We start from the raw sequence: 18,067 nt of genomic DNA on the forward strand, positions 1-18,067 counted from the left end.
CGTGGACTACCAGGGTATCTAATCCTGTTCGCTCCCCACGCTTTCGCGCCTCAGCGTCAGTTACAGACCAGAGAGTCGCCTTCGCCACTGGTGTTCCTCCACATCTCTACGCATTTCACCGCTACACGTGGAATTCCACTCTCCTCTTCTGCACTCAAGTTCCCCAGTTTCCAATGACCCTCCACGGTTGAGCCGTGGGCAGCCGTGGCTTTCTGGTTAGGTACCGTCAAGGTACCGCCCTATTCGAACGGTACTTGTTCTTCCCTAACAACAGAGCTTTACGACCCGAAGGCCTTCTTCGCTCACGCGGCGTTGCTCCGTCAGACTTTCGTCCATTGCGGAAGATTCCCTACTGCTGCCTCCCGTAGGAGTCTGGGCCGTGTCTCAGTCCCAGTGTGGCCGATCACCCTCTCAGGTCGGCTACGCATCGTTGCCTTGGTGAGCCGTTACCTCACCAACTAGCTAATGCGCCGCGGGTCCATCTGTAAGTGGTAGCAAAAGCCACCTTTCAACTTCGAACCATGCGGTTCGAAATATTATCCGGTATTAGCTCCGGTTTCCCGGAGTTATCCCAATCTTACAGGCAGGTTACCCACGTGTTACTCACCCGTCCGCCGCTAATCTTCAGGAGCAAGCTCCCTCAGATTCGCTCGACTTGCATGTATTAGGCACGCCGCCAGCGTTCGTCCTGAGCCAGGATCAAACTCTCCAATAAAGAGTTGATATAGCTCATAAAATGTACTAGTTTAGTACGTTGTTTTGTTAATCAAAATTAACGTTGGCACGCTTGGTTTTGTTTAGTTTTCAAAGATCATTTAGTTTGTCGTTTCGTCTAGAAGCGACTTTCTTAATATATCATTACCACTTCTTCGTGTCAACAACTTTTTCCAAAAACTTTTTGATGAAAATTGAGACAGAAGCCGCTGTGTACATTATTCTGTAACAGCGACGTTTAATAATATATCACCTCAAATAAACTAAGTCAACACTTTTTCTCAACAAAATATGCACGATGAAAAACATCCTTGCCTTTTGTCTCAACTCGTTTAATGGAAACATAATTTTTTTCAACTAAATACTCTAATAGAACACTAAGATCTACAGAATAATACGTTAATTCTGGATGATGGTGCAACTCATTATAAAACCAATATTCTTTTTCTGACATAACCGCGAGTATATGAGCTGCTCCAACCTCAGTTTTCGAATGAATCAGGAAGTCGCTTGCTAGAAATAATAGTTCCAGCCTTTTTTCTAATGACTCATCACTTTCAACTAATTCCTTATATAGCTTATAGATTTGCGGTTCAATTTTTTTTACCTGGTTCCAAACAGTTACCTCAGGGTAAAAGCCTTGATCAATTACTTCAAGTCTTGCCAAATGATGAAGTGCATGAACAATATGGTTATAGGCATCCAATAGCTGCCTTGATTCAAAGAAAACCTTTCCTTCCAGATATCTTCGTATCAGCTTGCCGTATTCAATGCCAATTTTTAATTTGCGTTCTGAAAATGGAAATGTGCGCAAACGTTCAATGAGCCCAATTATGTATTCATTACGATCAAAAAGAATTTTCCCGTTTAACACCCAATCAACAATTCTCCTATTTGTTCCTAACAGAATCGCTTCATTTAATTCGTCCTCTGACATAACCGTTAATGATGCTCTTTTGTTTTCATATTCATAATGCTTCACAAATAATGAATGGTCTGAATCTTTTATGATAACTAATAAAGCAACATCTAAATTATCTGTTAATGGTGAAGTTTCATTTCGTTTTTCAATCATTATGATTGCTAATGTATTTGAGTGACTAGCCCTTTCTTGATAGATCGGACGGAGAATATTTTCCATCATTATTCCTCCAATATATGGACTTTATTAATGTTTTCTACATATAAAAGCAAAATCCCTTTTCAAAATCGAACGATAAGGGTAAGTTTTGAGGGATTACTAAACTCAAAAATGAACCTCTGATAGTATAAAGGACGATCAGCCTTTAAAACAAACATTAATTTCTGATGAACATGATAAAAGTTAGATGAGTAAACGATTTATCTGCTGTACAAGCTGTGCTATAGTAAACAAAGGAGGTTTAATTATGGCTCGTAAATATTCTAGTAAAATAAATAAAATAAGAACTTTTGCTCTTAGCTTAATTTTTGTAGGCTTCATTATTATGTATGTTGGCGTTTTCTTTAGAACAAACATGTGGGTCATGACGATTTTTATGATGCTGGGAATGCTTTCGATCATCGCAAGCACCGTTGTTTACTTTTGGATTGGAATGCTCTCTACCAAAGCTGTGCAGGTTATTTGTCCATCCTGTGAGAAACCGACGAAAATCCTTGGCCGAGTGGATATGTGCATGTATTGTAAAGAACCATTAACATTGGATAAGGATTTAGAAGGTAAAGAGTTTAATGAGGATTATAATCGTAAAAAAATGAAGACTGAATAAGAGCAGCGCATCACTTAAGAGTACTGCTAAACATAAGAACGGCTGAATTTCAGCCGTTCTTTTTCTTTATAAGCTTCTTAATCGCTTTAAAATTCATCAAAAGAATGCTGAAGATAAAGGGATAAGCAATGGCGGAATACCAGATCTTCCACCCGGTATATTGAAAAAGGGCTGTTTCTTTAGCCAGACATTCAAAACCAACTGAAAAAACTGTCTACACCTAAAATGTAAAGGCATTTGAATGCTATGCTTTTGTGTAGGGGATAGAAATTTAAAAACAATAAGTTAATAGGGATAAAATAAAAATATTGTCTAAGAAACGCCTTAAGCTCAAGGCCTTCTCCAAAATAACCATAAAGGGAGTAGTATTTTCCTAGAAGCAAATCAATATTTGTTCCAAAAAACAACGCGAACAACGTCGTCGAATACATTTCTATACCGCTTAGCCTTTTCGGCATAAACACGACGATCACATTGAGGATAATAAAGAAAAGATAGAAAAACATCCACATAAAAGGTATCTCCCTCATTCTTTTCATTCTCAAGATTCATTATCTCTTATGAATGAAAAAATTATCACACGAGAGAGAATTTAGCCTTATCGGATTAGTAATAACCTATATATATCCTTCTTAAGCTTGAATCTTTAAGCAGAGGGTATTAATGCCGTTAAGTTGGCATAAAAAAACAAGCTCAGCATTTAAACCGAGCTTGCATTAATGAGTTTCTTTCTTTTCACAATCCTTGCAAACACCATATATCTCCATACGATGATGGCTAACATTAAATCCTGTTACATGTGCTGCAAGCGCCTCAACCTCATCAAGTCCTGGGTAATGGAAATCGACAATTTTACCACAGCTTTCACAAATACAGTGATAGTGATCAGACGTTACAAAATCAAATCGACTTGATGCATCGCCATACGTTAATTCCTTTACAAGTCCAACTTCACGAAATACCCTTAAGTTGTTGTAGACTGTCGCAACACTCATATTAGGGAATTTTCCTTCTAACGCTTTATATATATCATCTGCAGTCGGGTGTGTCATGGAATCGACTAAGAATTCTAGTATAGCATGACGTTGAGGTGTTATTCGAACTCCAGTTTGCTTTAATGTTTCTAACGCATCTTTTAATTGATGTTCTGACATCCGCCATGCACCTCACTTTAATAAATATTCTTACTTTATAATGTTTATAATTAGTGTACATTGTGACTAAGACTTTTGTCAATTATTCTTTATATATGCAATATAATCTGAAATCATATCCTTCTTCAAGCCTAAACTTCCCGTACCAAAAGGTAAATATATCCTTTCAATTTACAGATGCTATCCCTATTGTTTACTTTCAAAAAGGAATCATACGATTAATATCGTTTTTGTAAAGAAATGATGTTTTCCATACTTGAAATTTGACCATCTAAATAATCTCTTAGATTTTTTTCAAATATTTGCATCGCTCTAGGTAAATAATTTTTCGTAATACCAGATAAGTGCGGAGTAACTGTTACATTTTCCATATCCCAAAATGGGTGATCTTCATTCAGTGGTTCTTTTTCAAATACGTCAAGAACGACGTGTTTAATTTCTTTTTCATTTAATGCTTGGATAAGATCTTTTTCAATGACAGCGTCACCTCTGCCGATATTAATAAAGACCGCATCCTCCTTCATTCGCTTAAATGCCTCATATGTTAAAAGGCCTTTTGTTTGCTCAGTGCTAGGCAGAACGGAAATAATAAAGTCAGCCTTCTCCATTGGAAGAAGCATATCTTTAAATGAATATGTTTTATGAAAGGAATCGACCTCTCTTCCATCTCGGTTCATACCAAGAACCTGCATTCCGAAAGCATCTGACAGTTTAGCTATTGCTGTACCGATCGCCCCCGCTCCTAAAATATAGACGGTGTTCCCGTAGAGCTCCTCCATTCGTACACGACGGTCCCATTTATGCTCTTTTTGGTTTTCCAAAAGCGTGCTGGCCTGGCGGGAAATCTGCAGCATCATCGCGATACAATACTCTGCCATCGGAATGGCATGAACTCCTTTAGAATTTGTAACATGGACCTTTTGCTTTTCAAGCTGTTCAAATGGCATTTTCTCAATACCCGCCGAGGCAACCATGATCTATTTTAAGTTTGTTGCAGCCTTTATATGCTCGTCCGTTAAATCCTCACCATAGGTTAAGATAATTTCCGCCTTAGGTAAGATGTCTTTTGCTTCATTTATTTTTTGATCATGATAAAACGTTATATTTTTAAAATTGCTTTCTAACTGCTCTTTCATGTGATTAGGCAGTTTTACTGTTGATAGGACAATCACGTGAAAAATTCCCTTCTCTATGTATTCAAAATAAAAGCGCAAGCCCTTCTTCTGCATAAGGCAAAAGACGTTTTGGAATAGAATACGTTCTTTTCTTCATTCCGACGATGTCTGACCTGCGGGACCAGGCGCTGGCATTACAATAACGCGACGTCAATATCCATGCCTCCACTTGCATATCCTGTGCTTCGGAACCGGATGGCGAAACGCTTTCCATATCCCGAATTTCATCGTTAAGACACAAAAAAGAGTGCGGATCATTGTCCGCACTTAGTCCGGCGCTAACATTTGAGGAGGTAATGCCTTCTGTATAGAATACGCATTTTCCTGCAAATTGGCTGGACGTTTGCCTTATCTGTGAAAAAATAGGCATTATTATTTTAGTATCCTTCTTACTTAGGATTGCTGTTCTTTTATGTACTCTAAGGCTTCCTGAACATGATCTTTCACTTTTACCTTTCTCCATTCCTTGATCAAATTTCCCTCTGGATCAATAATAAAAGTGGAACGTTCAATTCCCATATATTCTTTTCCAAAATTCTTTTTCAGCTTCCAGACTCCGTAAGCCTCAGCAAGTTTATGTTCATCATCGACCAATAGCTTAAACGGAAGATCGTACTTATCCTTAAACTTTTGGTGTTTTTCTTGAGGGTCTGGGCTAACACCGATAATGACTGCATTTACATCAGCAAAGCTTTGATGCTGATCCCTAAAATCACATGCTTCTGTTGTACATCCAGGTGTCATATCCTTTGGATAAAAATATAAAACAATATATTTCCCTCTGTAATCAGCAAGCTTCGTTTGTTCACCATTATCAGCGACTAATTCCACATCCGGAGCAATGCTGCCAATTTCAACTGTCATATCTATCCCTCCAATAAATCGTTCTACTTTAAGCGTAACCAACTTTTGCTTTTCGTACAACTATTTACTATTATCAATGCCTATTACAGTACGAGCAAGGAAAACTGCTGGAAGGATATAGCCAATTAATGCTTCAATAACAGCTAGCAACCTGCCAATGCCGATTGGCACAATATCGCCATAGCCTACTGAAAACAACGTAACTGCACTAAAATAAAGCGAAGTGAAGAGCTTGTCAAAATAATCCCCGGTTAAAGAATTGCCTGCTTCACTTAAAACGTCCAAGTTACTTTCCATGCAAATAAGATAAATCATCCCAAAACCAATTAACAGCGACAAATAAAGATAGGTAATGATAATGATAGTATCAAAGGACAGAAAATTTTTCTGAAAGCAAGCAACGACCACATTCTTAAAATTCATGAAAATACAGACGGCAATAAACACGCAAAATAAAAGCTCCACATAGACCACACCCTAATCATCTTGCGCTTTTTACACTATATGACAAGCATAGGGGTGGTTATTCAACTGAGTTCGTTTTTAGGATTATAAAAAGCGGATTTAAGTCTACAGGCTTCTCTGCTTTATAAAGGACATTCCCTTTTGCCTTCTTAATCTAGCTTTGCCAAACCTATTGGCCTATTCTTTGTTTGTCTAGGTTTCATTTACTTTGATGCCTTCTACGGGACTTTCTTTCGCTCTCTTTCTTGGTTTTGTCCCTTTGATGCTTTCTACAGGACTTTTCTTTCGCTTTCTGTCTTGGTTTTGTCCCTTTGATGCCCTCTACGAGACTTTTCATTGGCTCTTTGTCTTCAATTTGTCCCTTTAATACCTTCTTCGAGACTTTTCTTTCGCTCTTTGACCTCGATTTGTCCCTTTGATGCCTTCTCTACTAGACTTTTCTTTCACTCTCTGTCTTCAATTGGTCCCTTTGATGCTTTCTACAGGACTTTTCATCCTCTGAATGTATAAATTTTGTCCCATAACTCCCTTATGAAAAATATTTCTTTTGCCTCAACTTCTAACTTTGTTCCTTATCCCCATTAAGATGAACATTAAGAAGGCGTGAATCCCTATAAGAATTCACGCCTAAACATCATGTGTTTTACCTTTTTGACACCTTATCAAAACCTGCCCGGTATTAATTCTTCTCCTTGGGATAATACAGAGTCAAATCTAATTCCCCGCACCGCGATATCTTTTTACACCTGCATTCCATAAAAACACAGAGATTGCAAAAAATCCGACTCCCATTACTGGAGTTAAGTACGAGTACATATACCATTCTTCTTTTTCCAGAAAAAATGCTGCTGGATAAACACCAACAAAAGCAAATGGCAGGATCCATGTCAGAACAAAGCGGATTACTGAATTATAAATATCAACCGGATATCGTCCATAGTTCCCGATATTGTACATCATTGGCATAAGCGATGTCCGCGCATCAGACCAAAAGCCAATGCTTGCCAAGGAAACGAAAATTCCGGCATAGACAAGCGCCCCGCTAATAACAAAGACAAGAAAGAAAAGAACATCATACCATTGAAAGCTTAAGCCCAGCTGAACGGAGGCGTACCCCATGATCACAATGCCGGTAATCGCGCCGAATAAGGATTCGAGCTCCATCCGCTCCAAAATAACCTGAAACAGACTATGGATTGGTCTTGTTAAAATCCGGTCCATTTCTCCTTTTACAATATAGCGCTCATTAAAATCCCAGATATTAAAGAATGCGCCAAAAACAGCATATGGAACAAGGAAAAAGCCATAAATAAAAATAATTTCATCACGTGTCCAGCCGCTTAAAAACTGAGTATGTCCAAAGACGACAAGGATAAAAACGAGGTTTGTCGCTTGAAACAGCATATCAGATAATAGTTCGACCACCATGTCCGCCCGATACTGCATTCTTGTTTTCATATACTGACCGATATACTGTGTAAGCATGGATAAATAAAACATGGCCTCACCCCCCTTGGATAATCATTCGTTTTTTCGCTAGTGACCAAAGCAGCTGAATGGGAATGATTAATACCAATGCCCAAAAAGCCTGCAACAGTATGGCTTGAAGAACTTCATTTCCAGTTATCCCCTCTGTAAAAATCATACTTGGGATATAGCTTATCGCCTGGAACGGAAAATACGTCATAACCTCTTGTGCCCATAAAGGATAAAAGCTGATTGGCAAAAGCAAACCGGAAAATAAATCGATAATTACTCGTTTGGCTCTCATTAGACCATCATTATTAAATAAGAAAAAGGTGAGCATCCCGGTAACTAGATTAATTTGAGTATTAATAATAAAACTAAATAATAGCGAACTTGCAAAAAGCAGCCATGTTTCTCCATTAGATGAGAAATTCATCGGAAACACCAGCCCGACAATGACCATACCTGGCACCGAGAAAAAGACTAAACGAAAGATGCCTTCTCCAAATGCCTGCATCGTCTTCATTCCCAAATAGTTATATGGCCTGATCAATTCAACAGCCACTTTTCCTTCTTTTATTTCCAATGCTATTTCTCGATCAATATTATTAAAATAAAAGGCCCTTGCCATCCATGAAACGGCCACATATGTCGTCATTTGCACAGCGGATAAGCCCTCAATTGATTCCTTGCCGCCATAAATGGCAGTCCATAAAAAGTAGTAAGCTCCTATGTTAATACTGTATATCAGGATTCCGCTATAATAGTTCGTTCGGTATGCAAGCATCATTAAAAAGCGGATCCTGATCATTTCAATATATTTATCCATCATCCACCTCAGCTTGTTAATGCCTCTCCCTTTTCATAGATTTTTCGAATAACCTCTTCCGTAGAAATTTCCATCACACTTAAATCTTTAATTTGATGGGCACCCACTATCCGGCCAATAAGCTCAGACATTTGCGCTTCCTTGTCACTAACAAGTGCTGTCCACACGTTTAACTTATCACCCTTTTGCCAAATGACATCTAAATCAGCCGTTAAAAAGGACAATTGCTGCTCGATTACTTTATCAGCAAACTGGAATTGTATCTGTTTGCCCTCTCCCCAATGAGACCGTAATTCCTCCAGCTGTCCGTCATAAATAACTCTTCCTTCATCGAGCATAACAACCCGTTCACATAGCGCTTCAATATCGGAAAGGTCGTGTGTCGTTAAAAGAATCGTTGTTTTGTATTTTTCATTCATCTCTTTTAAAAATTCACGAATCTTTAATTTAACCAGTACATCTAATCCAATCGTCGGTTCATCAAGGAACAAGAGCGGCGGATTATGAATAAGTGCTGCAGCAAGCTCACATCTCATTCGTTGTCCTAAAGACAGCTTGCGAACCGGCTTATCCAGTAACGGACCAATATCAAGCGTTTTGATCACATGGTCCATATGCTCGTTATAATCAGCATCTGAAACCTTATAAACCTTTTTTAATAGCCGGAACGATTCCTGGACCGCAATATCCCACCATAATTGTGATCTTTGACCAAAGACAACACCTATTGTCCGGACAAAACGTTCCCTCTCTTTATGCGGGTTCATCCCATTAACACGAATCTCCCCTGAGGTTGGTGTCAAAATCCCTGTCAGCATTTTAATGGAAGTAGATTTCCCAGCACCATTTTCTCCGATATAGCCAACCATTTCCCCTTGCTTTACTGTAAAAGACACATCATTTACAGCCGGGATAATTTTATATTGACGATTTAATAAATCGCGAAATGCACCCTTTAATCCTTGCCGGCTTGAATACGACTTAAACTCTTTACGCAGATTATTGACTTCTATAATATTATTTGTCATTCTAGTCCCTCCTTACTTCACCACAACGAATAGTTTAACGAATCTTTTCAAATACAACAATTGCTAAGTCTTTATTTTTTGGATTGAACGTCTGAAGCTGAATAAACAACCAATTTAACAGAGCCTAATAGTAAAAGAGAGTATTACATTTTTTAAGGCTAATCATTTCATGATAAAATAGTAAAAGATTTTTACATATTAGGAGGCAATCATGGATTTTACAAGATCAAATGAATTACATGAAGAAGCGTTACAGCATATCGTTGGAGGAGTAAACTCCCCTTCACGTTCGTATAAAGCAGTTGGCGGCGGTTCACCTGTTGTTATGGAAAAAGCAAACGGAGCATACTTCTGGGATGTTGACGGCAATAAATACATTGACTATTTAGCAGCATACGGTCCAATCATCACCGGACACGCTCATCCTCATATTACAAAAGCGATTCAAATGGCTGCAGAAAATGGCGTTCTGTACGGTACTCCGACCCCTCATGAAGTAACATTCGCAAAAATGCTTAAGGAAGCCATGCCTGCTCTTGATAAGGTTCGTTTCGTCAATTCCGGTACTGAGGCTGTAATGACAACGATTCGTGTGGCAAGAGCATACACAGGCCGGGACAAGATCATCAAATTTGCAGGCTGCTATCACGGCCATTCTGACCTGGTTCTTGTAGCAGCTGGCTCAGGCCCTTCTACATTGGGAACTCCAGATTCAGCTGGTGTCCCAAAAAGCATTGCTCAAGAGGTCATCACTGTTCCTTTTAATGAAATTGAACCATTGAAAGAAGCATTAGATAAGTGGGGAGATCAAGTAGCTGCTGTACTTGTTGAGCCGATCGTCGGAAATTTTGGCATTGTTGAACCAAAACCAGGCTTCTTAGAAAAGGTTAATGAATTAGTCCACGAAGCAGGTGCCTTGGTTATATATGATGAAGTCATCACTGCTTTTCGATTCATGTACGGCGGAGCCCAAGACCTTTTAGGGGTATACCCTGATTTAACCGCCTTAGGGAAAATTATCGGCGGGGGTCTTCCGATTGGAGCTTACGGCGGCAAAAAAGAAATCATGGAGCAAGTTGCCCCGCTGGGACCAGCGTATCAGGCAGGGACAATGGCAGGCAATCCTGCATCGATTTTATCTGGAATCGCCTGCTTAGAGGTTTTACAGCAGGAGAATGTATACGAAAAACTTGATCAATTAGGCTCACTCCTTGAGGAAGGTATACTAGCACATGCTCGTACATATACTATTCCGATCACGATCAATCGCCTAAAAGGAGCCTTAACCATTTATTTTACAGATGAAAAAATAACCAACTATGAACAAGCAGAAAACACAGACGGCGAAATGTTCGCCAAATTCTTTAAGCTCATGCTTCACCAAGGAATTAACCTGGCACCATCTAAATATGAAGCATGGTTCTTAACCACAGCTCATACAGAAGAAGATATTACCAAAACCCTACAAGCTGTCGAATACGCATTTAGCAAACTAAAATCATAAAATACACATAAGGGCTGTCTCAAAACTAAAGAGTCAGATTCCCACACAAAATATATAGGAGTTGAATTCGTTTCAAAATCCATATATCAGGGAATCCGACCTTTCCGGGACAGCCCTTCAATTTTCCTTATTTTCAGAATTAATTTACGTTTTAATTTTTTATTAAAAAGGGAAATTGTATCTTGTATAAAGTAGCTAAAGGTTGTATAGTACGTAAATGGTTTGCTTAGTCATGAACCAGATGTCTTTATGAAAGGAATGTCATTAACATACATGAAATTAGGTGCACGCATCCTAAAAACAGGGATTGCCATTACACTAGCTTTAATTTTAGCTACAGCTTTTCAGCTTCCTTCTGTTGCATTTGCTGGAATTTCAGCCATTTTTGCGATTCAGCCGACCATTTATCGCTCCTATGTATCAATTATCGAACAAGTACAGGCAAATATTATTGGAGCTGCATTAGCCATTGGAGTTGGACTCCTATTTGGTGCACATCCTGTGATGATTGGGATTACGGCTATCGTTGTCATTGGGATCAATTTAAAGCTAAAGGCCGAGAGCACAATTCCTGTTGCGCTTGTCACTGTTATTGCCATATTAGAAAGTCCGGGTGATGATTTTTTTGAAGTCGCACTCATCCGCTTTTTCACCATTTTACTAGGGGTATTAGCTGCGTTTATCGTAAATTTAGTGTTTCTTCCCCCTAAATATGAAACTAAACTTTACAGACGAATTACAGAAAATACCGAGGAAATCATTAAGTGGATTCGCGTAGATCTCAGACAGGGACTGGAGCATCATGTGCTGAAGGAAGAAATCGAAAAGCTTAAGGAGCAAATGATCAAACTTGATCAGCTTTACCTGAACTATAAAGAAGAACGGAATTATTTTAAAAGAGAATCTTATGCTAAATCGAGAAAGCTTGTCCTTTTCAGACAAATGATCAACGTGACAAATCGTGCGTTTGACACCTTAAAAAAGCTTCATCGTCTAGAAAATGAATTAAATCAATTGCCAGATAACATTCAAAAAGTGCTAGTAGATGAACTGGATTATATGCTTTATGTTCACGAGGAGTCTCTTTTACGCTTTATCGGCAAAATTAAGGCTCCATCCGCAAACGAGCCAATAAGGGAGAATAAATTTAATAAGCATCAGCTAACAGAAGCAATTATGGACTATTATAAAGACCAAGACCCTGCTTGTTTCTATCAAATCATCCCTCTCATATCGGCGGTCCTGGATTATAGTGAACAACTTGAGCACTTAGATACATTGATTAGCAGCTTCCAAAGCTTCCATAAAAAAGACAATGAAATTAAAATTTCACAAGAATGAGGCTGGTCCAACACCATCCTCATTCTTCTTTACCTTAATCCAATTGCTGGATCTGAAAGAGCTTATAATACTGCCCCTGTTTCTCTATTAACTCTGGATGTGTTCCTTGTTCAACAACCTTGCCATCCTCTATTAAAACAATTTTATCAGCATGGGTAATAGTTGAAAGACGATGTGCAACAATAAACGTTGTCCGGTCCTTCGCAAGTGTTTCAAGCGCCTCCTGGATTAAATGCTCACTCTCTAAATCCAATGCTGAGGTCGCTTCGTCCAAAATAAGTATCGGCGGATTTTTCAAGAAGACCCTTGCTATAGAAACCCTTTGCTTCTGTCCACCTGAAAGCTTTACTCCTCGTTCGCCAACTCTTGTTTCATAGCCATTCGGTAACTTCAAAATAAAATCATGTGCATTTGCTGCTTTAGCAGCTTGGATGATTTCTTCCTCCGTTGCATCCGGCTTCCCAATAAGGATATTTTCACGTACGGTATTACTAAATAAAAACGTATCCTGTAGCACCATGCCAATTTGTCCGCGCAAGCTTTGGGCTTGATAATCTCTAATGTCAATACCATCTAGTAAAATACGACCGTCTGTTACATCATAAAAACGCGGAAGCAGGCTCACCAGCGTTGACTTTCCACCACCGCTCATTCCGACAAGCGCCACAGTTTCTCCTCTTTTTACTTGGAGTGATAAATTCTCAATAATAAGCGGCTCGCTTTCTTGATAGCGGAACGAAATATGTTCAAATTCAACATCGCCCCTAATATTTTTTGCCTCTATCGCATTCGGCTTATCGACAACTTCATAAGGTACATCAATAAACTCAAAAACCCGATCCATTGAAGCGAAGGCCTGGGTTAATGTTGTGGAGGAATTAATTAATCGGCGCAGCGGGTTATACAACTGCTCGATATAGGAAATAAACGCAACCATCGTTCCAATTGATAGGTTGCCATGGATCACATGATAGCCGGCATAGCTGATTACAACAAGCGGCGCGATATCTGTTAACGTGTTAACGACCGCAAAGGTCCGTGCATTCCAGCTTGTATGATCCAATGCCTTGTTAAGAAAATTCAAATTTTCCTTAGCAAACTGCCTCTGTTCAAATTCCTCTGTTGCAAAGCTCCGAATTACCGGCATTCCCTGTACACGCTCATGTAAATGCCCTTGAACTTCGGCAAGCGCCTGGGAACGGACCCTTGTTAACTGACGAAGCTTCCCATAAAAGTACTTTACCGAAAAGCCATAGAATGGAAAAAGGATAATTGATACAAGTGTCAGCTTAATATCCATTGTCATCATAATACCGATGGCTATAATGATCGTAACTACATCAAGCCACACATTCATTAACCCGGTGATAACAAAATTCTTGGTTTGCTCAACATCATTTATTACACGCGATATGATTTCTCCGCCACGTGTGTTTGCATAATAACGCAGGCTCAGCTTTTGCAAATGGGTAAACAATTGGTCGCGAATATCATAAAGAATTTTACTTCCAACCCATTGCGCATAATATTGACGAAAATATTCAATTGGCGGACGAACAACCACAAATAAAACAAACATACCGCCCATAATCATAAGCAAGGTTTTTGTTTTCTCATCAGCCGTCCCATTCCCGCCAATGATATCATCTAACACATATTTAATAAGCAAAGGCAGCAGCAGAGGAATCGAAAATTTGATAATCCCAATTAAAATTGTCCCTGCTATTTGAAGCCGATAAGGCTTAACAAAAGTCATATACCTTTTAACAGACCCCAAGAAAATCCCCCTTTATAAGAAAGGCGTAAGCACCTTGCTGGAGCGCAGAAGAAAAAAGCACTCCCCATGAGAGCTAAACACCAAAACTAAGTAAAAAAGCTTATCTATAAAAACTCAAGTATGTAGGTTAACCGTCATTCTTTTCATACGAAAAAGGCTGACTCTTTTATCGCTTTTAAAACACAGCTTGAGCCACCCTTATTTTCTTTAAATTATTTTATATATGTGAGGTACCTTTCGTACCATTCATCAATAAACTCAGGCGCAAATGGCCCCTTCTTTTGGCGGATCCATCGCAGCAAGGTTTCTAAATTTCTTTTTAAAATAAGATCAATAACCTCTGGATAATTCATGAGCTTGCTATGCTGCTCATACTCATCCTCATCTAAAATCGTATAGGTCATATCCGGATACACTTTTACATCGAGATCATAGTCGATGTATTTTAATGCTTCATCATCCCAAACGAATGGCGAACTTATATTACAATAATAAGTTACACCATCATCTCTAAGCATGCCGATAATATTAAACCAATGTCTTGCATGGAAATAGCAAATGGCCGGCTCTCTGGTTACCCACGTTCTTCCGTCCGATTCCGTAACCATTGTACGATCATTTCCGCCAATAATACAATGCTGTGAACCTTTTAAAACGGTTGATTCTTCCCACACTCTATGGATAAAACCATTATGCTTATAACTATGAATTTGGATTTTGTCTCCTTCCTTGGGAAAGCCCACATTTCTCCCCTTCTTTCGAATAGCCGCTTCGTGAAAGCTTATGTCTCACAAACATCGTCTCCTAATTTATTTATAGTTATTATAACGTTTGTGAATAAAAAAAGAAAACAAAAGAGTCATTCCAAAAGAAATGACCCCGGTCTACACTTAAGATACAGTTTCAAATTTCTGATTTTCGTAAGAACGAATAACCTCTTCTGTTTGTTTTTCAAATACTTGTTGTATTCTATTTAATTCCAGCTTCATTTCTTCAATCTCATCTTGAATAGATTGAATTTTGGCCTCATCTTGCAGCGCATTCAGCTGTTTCATGATATCCTGGCACCGTTCGATTTCTGATTGCAAATATAATAATTTATCCATTGTCTTTAACTGCTCACCTACCAGTTGATCAAAATTCATCTTTTCCTCCCCTTTCTGTAAAGAGAAACAATCAGGTAAATATGTGATAGTGTTTAATTCTCCGCTTGCCCATACTTTCCTTTGACTACTTATGTAGAGGAAACAGAAGTTTTGTCGTTTGAGATTTTCAGAAGGAATATTGCTTTATCAGCTCATTACATGCTCTGCCGTCATTCAAAGTATTTCACTTTTATTCTAGCTTAAACCCCAAATTGGTTATTTTCACTCAAAAAAAGACACCGCTCCATAAAAGGAGGGTGTCTCTCGCATTAGCTATTAAGAGTTTTGGTTCTTTCTAGCTTCAGCTTGTTGGTTTTGTTGTCTAACTTGTTGTGCGTTAGTTTCACTAGCGAATTCAGTTCCGAATTGACCTGCACCCGCTGCACCTTGTGATGATTGAGCGTTTTGTTGTCTTACTTCTTGGATGTTAGTACCAGCTGCAGTTTTACCAGCTTGTTTATTGTTTTGTGCCATTTTATATCACCTCCACGACAATTAGATTGTCCCAGAGGTGAGGATTATATCCAAAAAAAATAAAAAAATTTTTCAGCAATTAAACGAGCAATGAACGGCCTCCGTCTACGATTAGAGTTTGCCCTCTAACCATCGATGCTTTTTCCGACAAAAGAAACTCAATAGCATTTACCATATCTTCGATCTCTACCATTCTTCCGGCTGGCGTATTCTTTTTTGCGTCCTCAAGAAGCTCTTCACGATTAGGGAAATGCTTAAGTGCATCGGTGTCAACTGCTCCGCCTGATACAGCGTTAACGATAATATTTTTCGGTGCTAATTCAACAGCTAAATATCTCGTAAGTGCTTCAAGAGCGGCCTTGGACACTCCGACCGTAGTGTAATTTTCCAGGTATCTGATCGATCCAAGCGAACTTGTGCTGACGATATATCCGCCACCTTTTCTCTCCATAAGCTTAGCCGCTTCCTGCGCGCAGAATAGCAGCGCTTTGCTGTTGATGTTCATCGTCCAATCCCAATGGCTTTCCTCAAGTTCCATGGCCGGTTTTTGCACACCTGAAGCAGCATTATTAACAAACACATCCAGACTCCCAAACTGCTCATCAATTTGTGTAAAAAGCTCTTTTATTTTTTCTACCTTCCCAACGTTGGCTTTAATCGCAATAGCCTTTACACCAAGTTGTTCAATTTCTTCTACTACCTCTAATGCAGCCGTTTTACTGCGGGCATAGTTTACAACAATGTTATAGCCTTTCTCCGCTAAGCGAATCGCAACCGCCTTGCCTATTCCGCGGCTGCTTCCTGTTACAAGTGCTACTTTATTTTCTTGGCTCATTTTGTCAGCTCCTTATATGTAAACAAAAGAATAGATGAATTTATTGTATCAGATACTATAGGAAAAGTACTATTGATCCTTAACTACTTATCCCTAGAGAGGAGGATACCTATGTACGTTGGTCGTGATATGACTGAATTATCGATGATGTCAAAGAAGGAGTGGAAGGATGAAGAGCTTGCCTATTTCCACCACTCGCTTCAACAAGTTGTCCCATATCTAAATGCTGAAGGACAAACTATTCATCGAGAAATTGTTCAAGAAATTGAATCCCGCGGCGGTCTAAACCGAAATGAAGCTACTTATACGCAAGGCACGAGAATTCAATATGATTGATTGAGTCAGTCTCCGTTTTTTCGCTTATAAACTTGTAAGATTTTCTGATGGGAGACTGGAAAAGCGTATTTATTCAGTTCTTCTGCTGAAACAGCAACCAGGTTGTCATTTGGAGTATTTTTGACTTCCCCAATAAAAATAGAGATATTCCAAATGATATGGGAAAATATATGCTCTACCGAGCCAGCTAACTCCGAGAGCTCAGCCATCGCATGGTATTCATTCATTAAATAATCAGCAAGCTGTTCACGATAAGATTTTCCTAATGAAGCATCAATCTCAGTATTCGGATATTCCCACAAATTTGCAAGCAATCCTGTTCCCGGACGTTTATGGATATAAAGCTTACCTTGCGAATCATATAACACAGCCGCAGCCATCTGCTTTGGTTTCGGCTTTTTTTTCTTACTTTTAACGGGCAAGTCAGCTTGAACACCCTCTTCAAAAGCAGAGCAATGCTCTCGCACCGGACATAAGAGACACGATGGCGAGGTCGGTGTACAAATTAATGCCCCAAGTTCCATAAGGGCTTGATTAAAAGAAGATGGATCATCCTTTGAAATAAGCTCATATGTTGCATCTTCAAAGATTTTTCTTGTTTTTGGCTTTGCGATATCTTCCCATATTGATAAAATCCGCGAGAGGACCCTCATAACATTTCCATCCACAGCAGGCTCAGGAATATTATAAGCAATACTTAAGATTGCCCCTTTTGTATATGGACCTACCCCTTTTAGCTTTGATATTTCAGTTGGAGAATTCGGGACCACACCACCATAGCTCTCCTTTACCTCTTTTACCGCAGCTTGGAGATTTCGCACTCTTGAATAATAACCTAGCCCTTCCCACGCTTTTAATACTTCTTCTTCATCCGCATCAGCCAGTGCTTCTACGGAAGGAAATTTTTCAATGAATGAAGTAAAATAAGGGATAACCGTATCAACTCTTGTTTGCTGCAGCATAATTTCCGAAACCCACACTTTATACGGATCTTGGTCTTTACGCCATGGCAAATCCCTTTTTTCTGCTAAATACCAGGAAATCAGATCCTGTTGAAATTCAAGTTTCGGGAAACATTCCAGCTTATTTTTCAACTCGTTTACCATGTAGATTTTCCTCCGGATGTTAATTTTCCTGCAATTTGGGAAAATAAATAATAAATCACTTTATTTAAGATAGTACATGAGCAATGATTAATAAAGACTTAACGA

At 39.0% G+C, this 18,067-nt stretch carries 20 protein-coding genes and 1 rRNA gene; 4 read left to right on the forward strand and 17 right to left on the reverse strand.

Annotated features, from left to right (window positions below; translation table 11 throughout):
* Positions 1-715, reverse strand: a 16S ribosomal RNA gene (locus WQ54_RS27435); the annotation flags it as partial.
* Between the two features lie 267 nt (positions 716-982).
* The gene (locus WQ54_RS27440; RefSeq protein ID WP_046589375.1) at positions 983-1,855 is read right to left on the reverse strand and encodes a nucleotidyltransferase-like protein; all 873 of its coding nucleotides are present in this window, start codon (positions 1,853-1,855) and stop codon (positions 983-985) included.
* 247 nt (positions 1,856-2,102) lie between these two features.
* Here WQ54_RS27440 and WQ54_RS27445 point away from each other — a divergent pair, with 247 nt between their 5' ends.
* Positions 2,103-2,462 carry a YgzB family protein gene (locus tag WQ54_RS27445; RefSeq protein WP_046589378.1) on the forward strand — a complete coding sequence of 120 codons (360 nt, stop codon included), beginning with the start codon at positions 2,103-2,105 and terminating at the stop codon, positions 2,460-2,462.
* 716 nt (positions 2,463-3,178) lie between these two features.
* Here the strand turns inward: WQ54_RS27445 and perR are convergent.
* The 9 genes from perR to WQ54_RS27490 form a co-directional block, all read right to left on the reverse strand.
* Positions 3,179-3,616, reverse strand: coding sequence for a peroxide-responsive transcriptional repressor PerR (gene perR, locus WQ54_RS27455; RefSeq protein ID WP_046589380.1), 438 nt, complete (start codon positions 3,614-3,616; stop codon positions 3,179-3,181).
* Positions 3,617-3,834: 218 nt separating this feature from the next.
* Positions 3,835-4,590 carry a D-2-hydroxyacid dehydrogenase gene (locus WQ54_RS27460; RefSeq protein WP_084822356.1) on the reverse strand — a complete coding sequence of 252 codons (756 nt, stop codon included), beginning with the start codon at positions 4,588-4,590 and terminating at the stop codon, positions 3,835-3,837.
* A gap of 3 nt (positions 4,591-4,593) precedes the next feature.
* A complete protein-coding gene (locus WQ54_RS32250; RefSeq protein ID WP_156178202.1) occupies positions 4,594-4,788 on the reverse strand; it encodes a hypothetical protein in 195 nt (64 codons plus the stop codon).
* Between the two features lie 25 nt (positions 4,789-4,813).
* Positions 4,814-4,945, reverse strand: a complete 132-nt coding sequence (locus WQ54_RS35370) for a hypothetical protein (protein ID WP_269431598.1) — start codon at positions 4,943-4,945, stop codon at positions 4,814-4,816.
* A gap of 239 nt (positions 4,946-5,184) precedes the next feature.
* Positions 5,185-5,655 carry a thioredoxin-dependent thiol peroxidase gene (bcp, locus tag WQ54_RS27470; protein ID WP_046589384.1) on the reverse strand — a complete coding sequence of 157 codons (471 nt, stop codon included), beginning with the start codon at positions 5,653-5,655 and terminating at the stop codon, positions 5,185-5,187.
* A gap of 60 nt (positions 5,656-5,715) precedes the next feature.
* On the reverse strand, positions 5,716-6,120 hold the full coding sequence (locus WQ54_RS27475) for a potassium channel family protein (RefSeq protein WP_084822357.1): 405 nt from the start codon (positions 6,118-6,120) through the stop codon (positions 5,716-5,718).
* 714 nt (positions 6,121-6,834) lie between these two features.
* Positions 6,835-7,620, reverse strand: coding sequence for an ABC transporter permease (locus WQ54_RS27480; RefSeq protein ID WP_046589386.1), 786 nt, complete (start codon positions 7,618-7,620; stop codon positions 6,835-6,837).
* A gap of 4 nt (positions 7,621-7,624) precedes the next feature.
* The gene (locus WQ54_RS27485; RefSeq protein WP_046589388.1) at positions 7,625-8,416 is read right to left on the reverse strand and encodes an ABC-2 family transporter protein; all 792 of its coding nucleotides are present in this window, start codon (positions 8,414-8,416) and stop codon (positions 7,625-7,627) included.
* A gap of 8 nt (positions 8,417-8,424) precedes the next feature.
* Entirely contained in the window at positions 8,425-9,444 is a 1,020-nt protein-coding gene (locus tag WQ54_RS27490) for an ATP-binding cassette domain-containing protein (protein WP_046589390.1), read from the reverse strand.
* 211 nt (positions 9,445-9,655) lie between these two features.
* Here WQ54_RS27490 and WQ54_RS27495 point away from each other — a divergent pair, with 211 nt between their 5' ends.
* Together WQ54_RS27495 and WQ54_RS27500 are read left to right on the forward strand one after the other, a co-directional pair.
* Positions 9,656-10,948 carry a glutamate-1-semialdehyde 2,1-aminomutase gene (locus WQ54_RS27495; RefSeq protein WP_046589392.1) on the forward strand — a complete coding sequence of 431 codons (1,293 nt, stop codon included), beginning with the start codon at positions 9,656-9,658 and terminating at the stop codon, positions 10,946-10,948.
* A 273-nt stretch (positions 10,949-11,221) separates the two neighbouring features.
* Positions 11,222-12,289 (forward strand): aromatic acid exporter family protein, encoded by a 1,068-nt coding sequence (locus WQ54_RS27500; RefSeq protein WP_046589394.1) that lies wholly within the window; start codon positions 11,222-11,224, stop codon positions 12,287-12,289.
* A 34-nt stretch (positions 12,290-12,323) separates the two neighbouring features.
* Here the strand turns inward: WQ54_RS27500 and WQ54_RS27505 are convergent, their stop codons facing one another.
* From WQ54_RS27505 to fabL, 5 genes are all read right to left on the reverse strand, one after another.
* Positions 12,324-14,066 carry an ABC transporter ATP-binding protein gene (locus WQ54_RS27505; RefSeq protein ID WP_046589395.1) on the reverse strand — a complete coding sequence of 581 codons (1,743 nt, stop codon included), beginning with the start codon at positions 14,064-14,066 and terminating at the stop codon, positions 12,324-12,326.
* A 212-nt stretch (positions 14,067-14,278) separates the two neighbouring features.
* Positions 14,279-14,809 carry a DUF402 domain-containing protein gene (locus WQ54_RS27510; protein WP_046589398.1) on the reverse strand — a complete coding sequence of 177 codons (531 nt, stop codon included), beginning with the start codon at positions 14,807-14,809 and terminating at the stop codon, positions 14,279-14,281.
* A gap of 147 nt (positions 14,810-14,956) precedes the next feature.
* Positions 14,957-15,211: a YgaB family protein gene (locus WQ54_RS27515; RefSeq protein WP_046589400.1), complete on the reverse strand. Its 255-nt coding sequence runs from the start codon at positions 15,209-15,211 to the stop codon at positions 14,957-14,959.
* 276 nt (positions 15,212-15,487) lie between these two features.
* Positions 15,488-15,685 carry a gamma-type small acid-soluble spore protein gene (locus tag WQ54_RS27520; RefSeq protein WP_046589402.1) on the reverse strand — a complete coding sequence of 66 codons (198 nt, stop codon included), beginning with the start codon at positions 15,683-15,685 and terminating at the stop codon, positions 15,488-15,490.
* Between the two features lie 79 nt (positions 15,686-15,764).
* On the reverse strand, positions 15,765-16,520 hold the full coding sequence (fabL, locus tag WQ54_RS27525) for an enoyl-[acyl-carrier-protein] reductase FabL (RefSeq protein WP_046589404.1): 756 nt from the start codon (positions 16,518-16,520) through the stop codon (positions 15,765-15,767).
* Positions 16,521-16,631: 111 nt separating this feature from the next.
* On the opposite strand from fabL, the gene WQ54_RS27530 reads away from it, so the two are divergent.
* Complete coding sequence (locus WQ54_RS27530) at positions 16,632-16,856, forward strand: hypothetical protein (protein ID WP_046589405.1); 225 nt, start codon at positions 16,632-16,634, stop codon at positions 16,854-16,856.
* A gap of 5 nt (positions 16,857-16,861) precedes the next feature.
* On the opposite strand, the gene mutY is transcribed toward WQ54_RS27530, so the two are convergent.
* Positions 16,862-17,962, reverse strand: a complete 1,101-nt coding sequence (gene mutY / locus WQ54_RS27535; RefSeq protein ID WP_046589407.1) for an A/G-specific adenine glycosylase — start codon at positions 17,960-17,962, stop codon at positions 16,862-16,864.
* Positions 17,963-18,067: the final 105 nt, after the last annotated feature.

This window comes from Bacillus sp. SA1-12 (assembly GCF_000981385.1).
Taxonomy (GTDB): Bacteria; Bacillota; Bacilli; order Bacillales; family Bacillaceae; genus Metabacillus.

Bases quoted from the DNA above. Each gene is read 5' to 3' on its own strand.
- WQ54_RS27440 (WP_046589375.1), bottom strand. From the start codon at position 1,855: ATGGAAAATATTCTCCGTCCGATCTATCAAGAAAGGGCTAGTCACTCA.
- WQ54_RS27445 (WP_046589378.1), top strand. From the start codon at position 2,103: ATGGCTCGTAAATATTCTAGTAAAATAAATAAAATAAGAACTTTTGCT.
- perR (WP_046589380.1), bottom strand. From the start codon at position 3,616: ATGTCAGAACATCAATTAAAAGATGCGTTAGAAACATTAAAGCAAACT.
- WQ54_RS27460 (WP_084822356.1), bottom strand. From the start codon at position 4,590: ATGGTTGCCTCGGCGGGTATTGAGAAAATGCCATTTGAACAGCTTGAA.
- bcp (WP_046589384.1), bottom strand. From the start codon at position 5,655: ATGACAGTTGAAATTGGCAGCATTGCTCCGGATGTGGAATTAGTCGCT.
- WQ54_RS27480 (WP_046589386.1), bottom strand. From the start codon at position 7,620: ATGTTTTATTTATCCATGCTTACACAGTATATCGGTCAGTATATGAAA.
- WQ54_RS27485 (WP_046589388.1), bottom strand. From the start codon at position 8,416: ATGGATAAATATATTGAAATGATCAGGATCCGCTTTTTAATGATGCTT.
- WQ54_RS27490 (WP_046589390.1), bottom strand. From the start codon at position 9,444: ATGACAAATAATATTATAGAAGTCAATAATCTGCGTAAAGAGTTTAAG.
- WQ54_RS27495 (WP_046589392.1), top strand. From the start codon at position 9,656: ATGGATTTTACAAGATCAAATGAATTACATGAAGAAGCGTTACAGCAT.
- WQ54_RS27500 (WP_046589394.1), top strand. From the start codon at position 11,222: ATGAAATTAGGTGCACGCATCCTAAAAACAGGGATTGCCATTACACTA.
- WQ54_RS27515 (WP_046589400.1), bottom strand. From the start codon at position 15,211: ATGAATTTTGATCAACTGGTAGGTGAGCAGTTAAAGACAATGGATAAA.
- WQ54_RS27520 (WP_046589402.1), bottom strand. From the start codon at position 15,685: ATGGCACAAAACAATAAACAAGCTGGTAAAACTGCAGCTGGTACTAAC.
- fabL (WP_046589404.1), bottom strand. From the start codon at position 16,520: ATGAGCCAAGAAAATAAAGTAGCACTTGTAACAGGAAGCAGCCGCGGA.
- WQ54_RS27530 (WP_046589405.1), top strand. From the start codon at position 16,632: ATGTACGTTGGTCGTGATATGACTGAATTATCGATGATGTCAAAGAAG.
- mutY (WP_046589407.1), bottom strand. From the start codon at position 17,962: ATGGTAAACGAGTTGAAAAATAAGCTGGAATGTTTCCCGAAACTTGAA.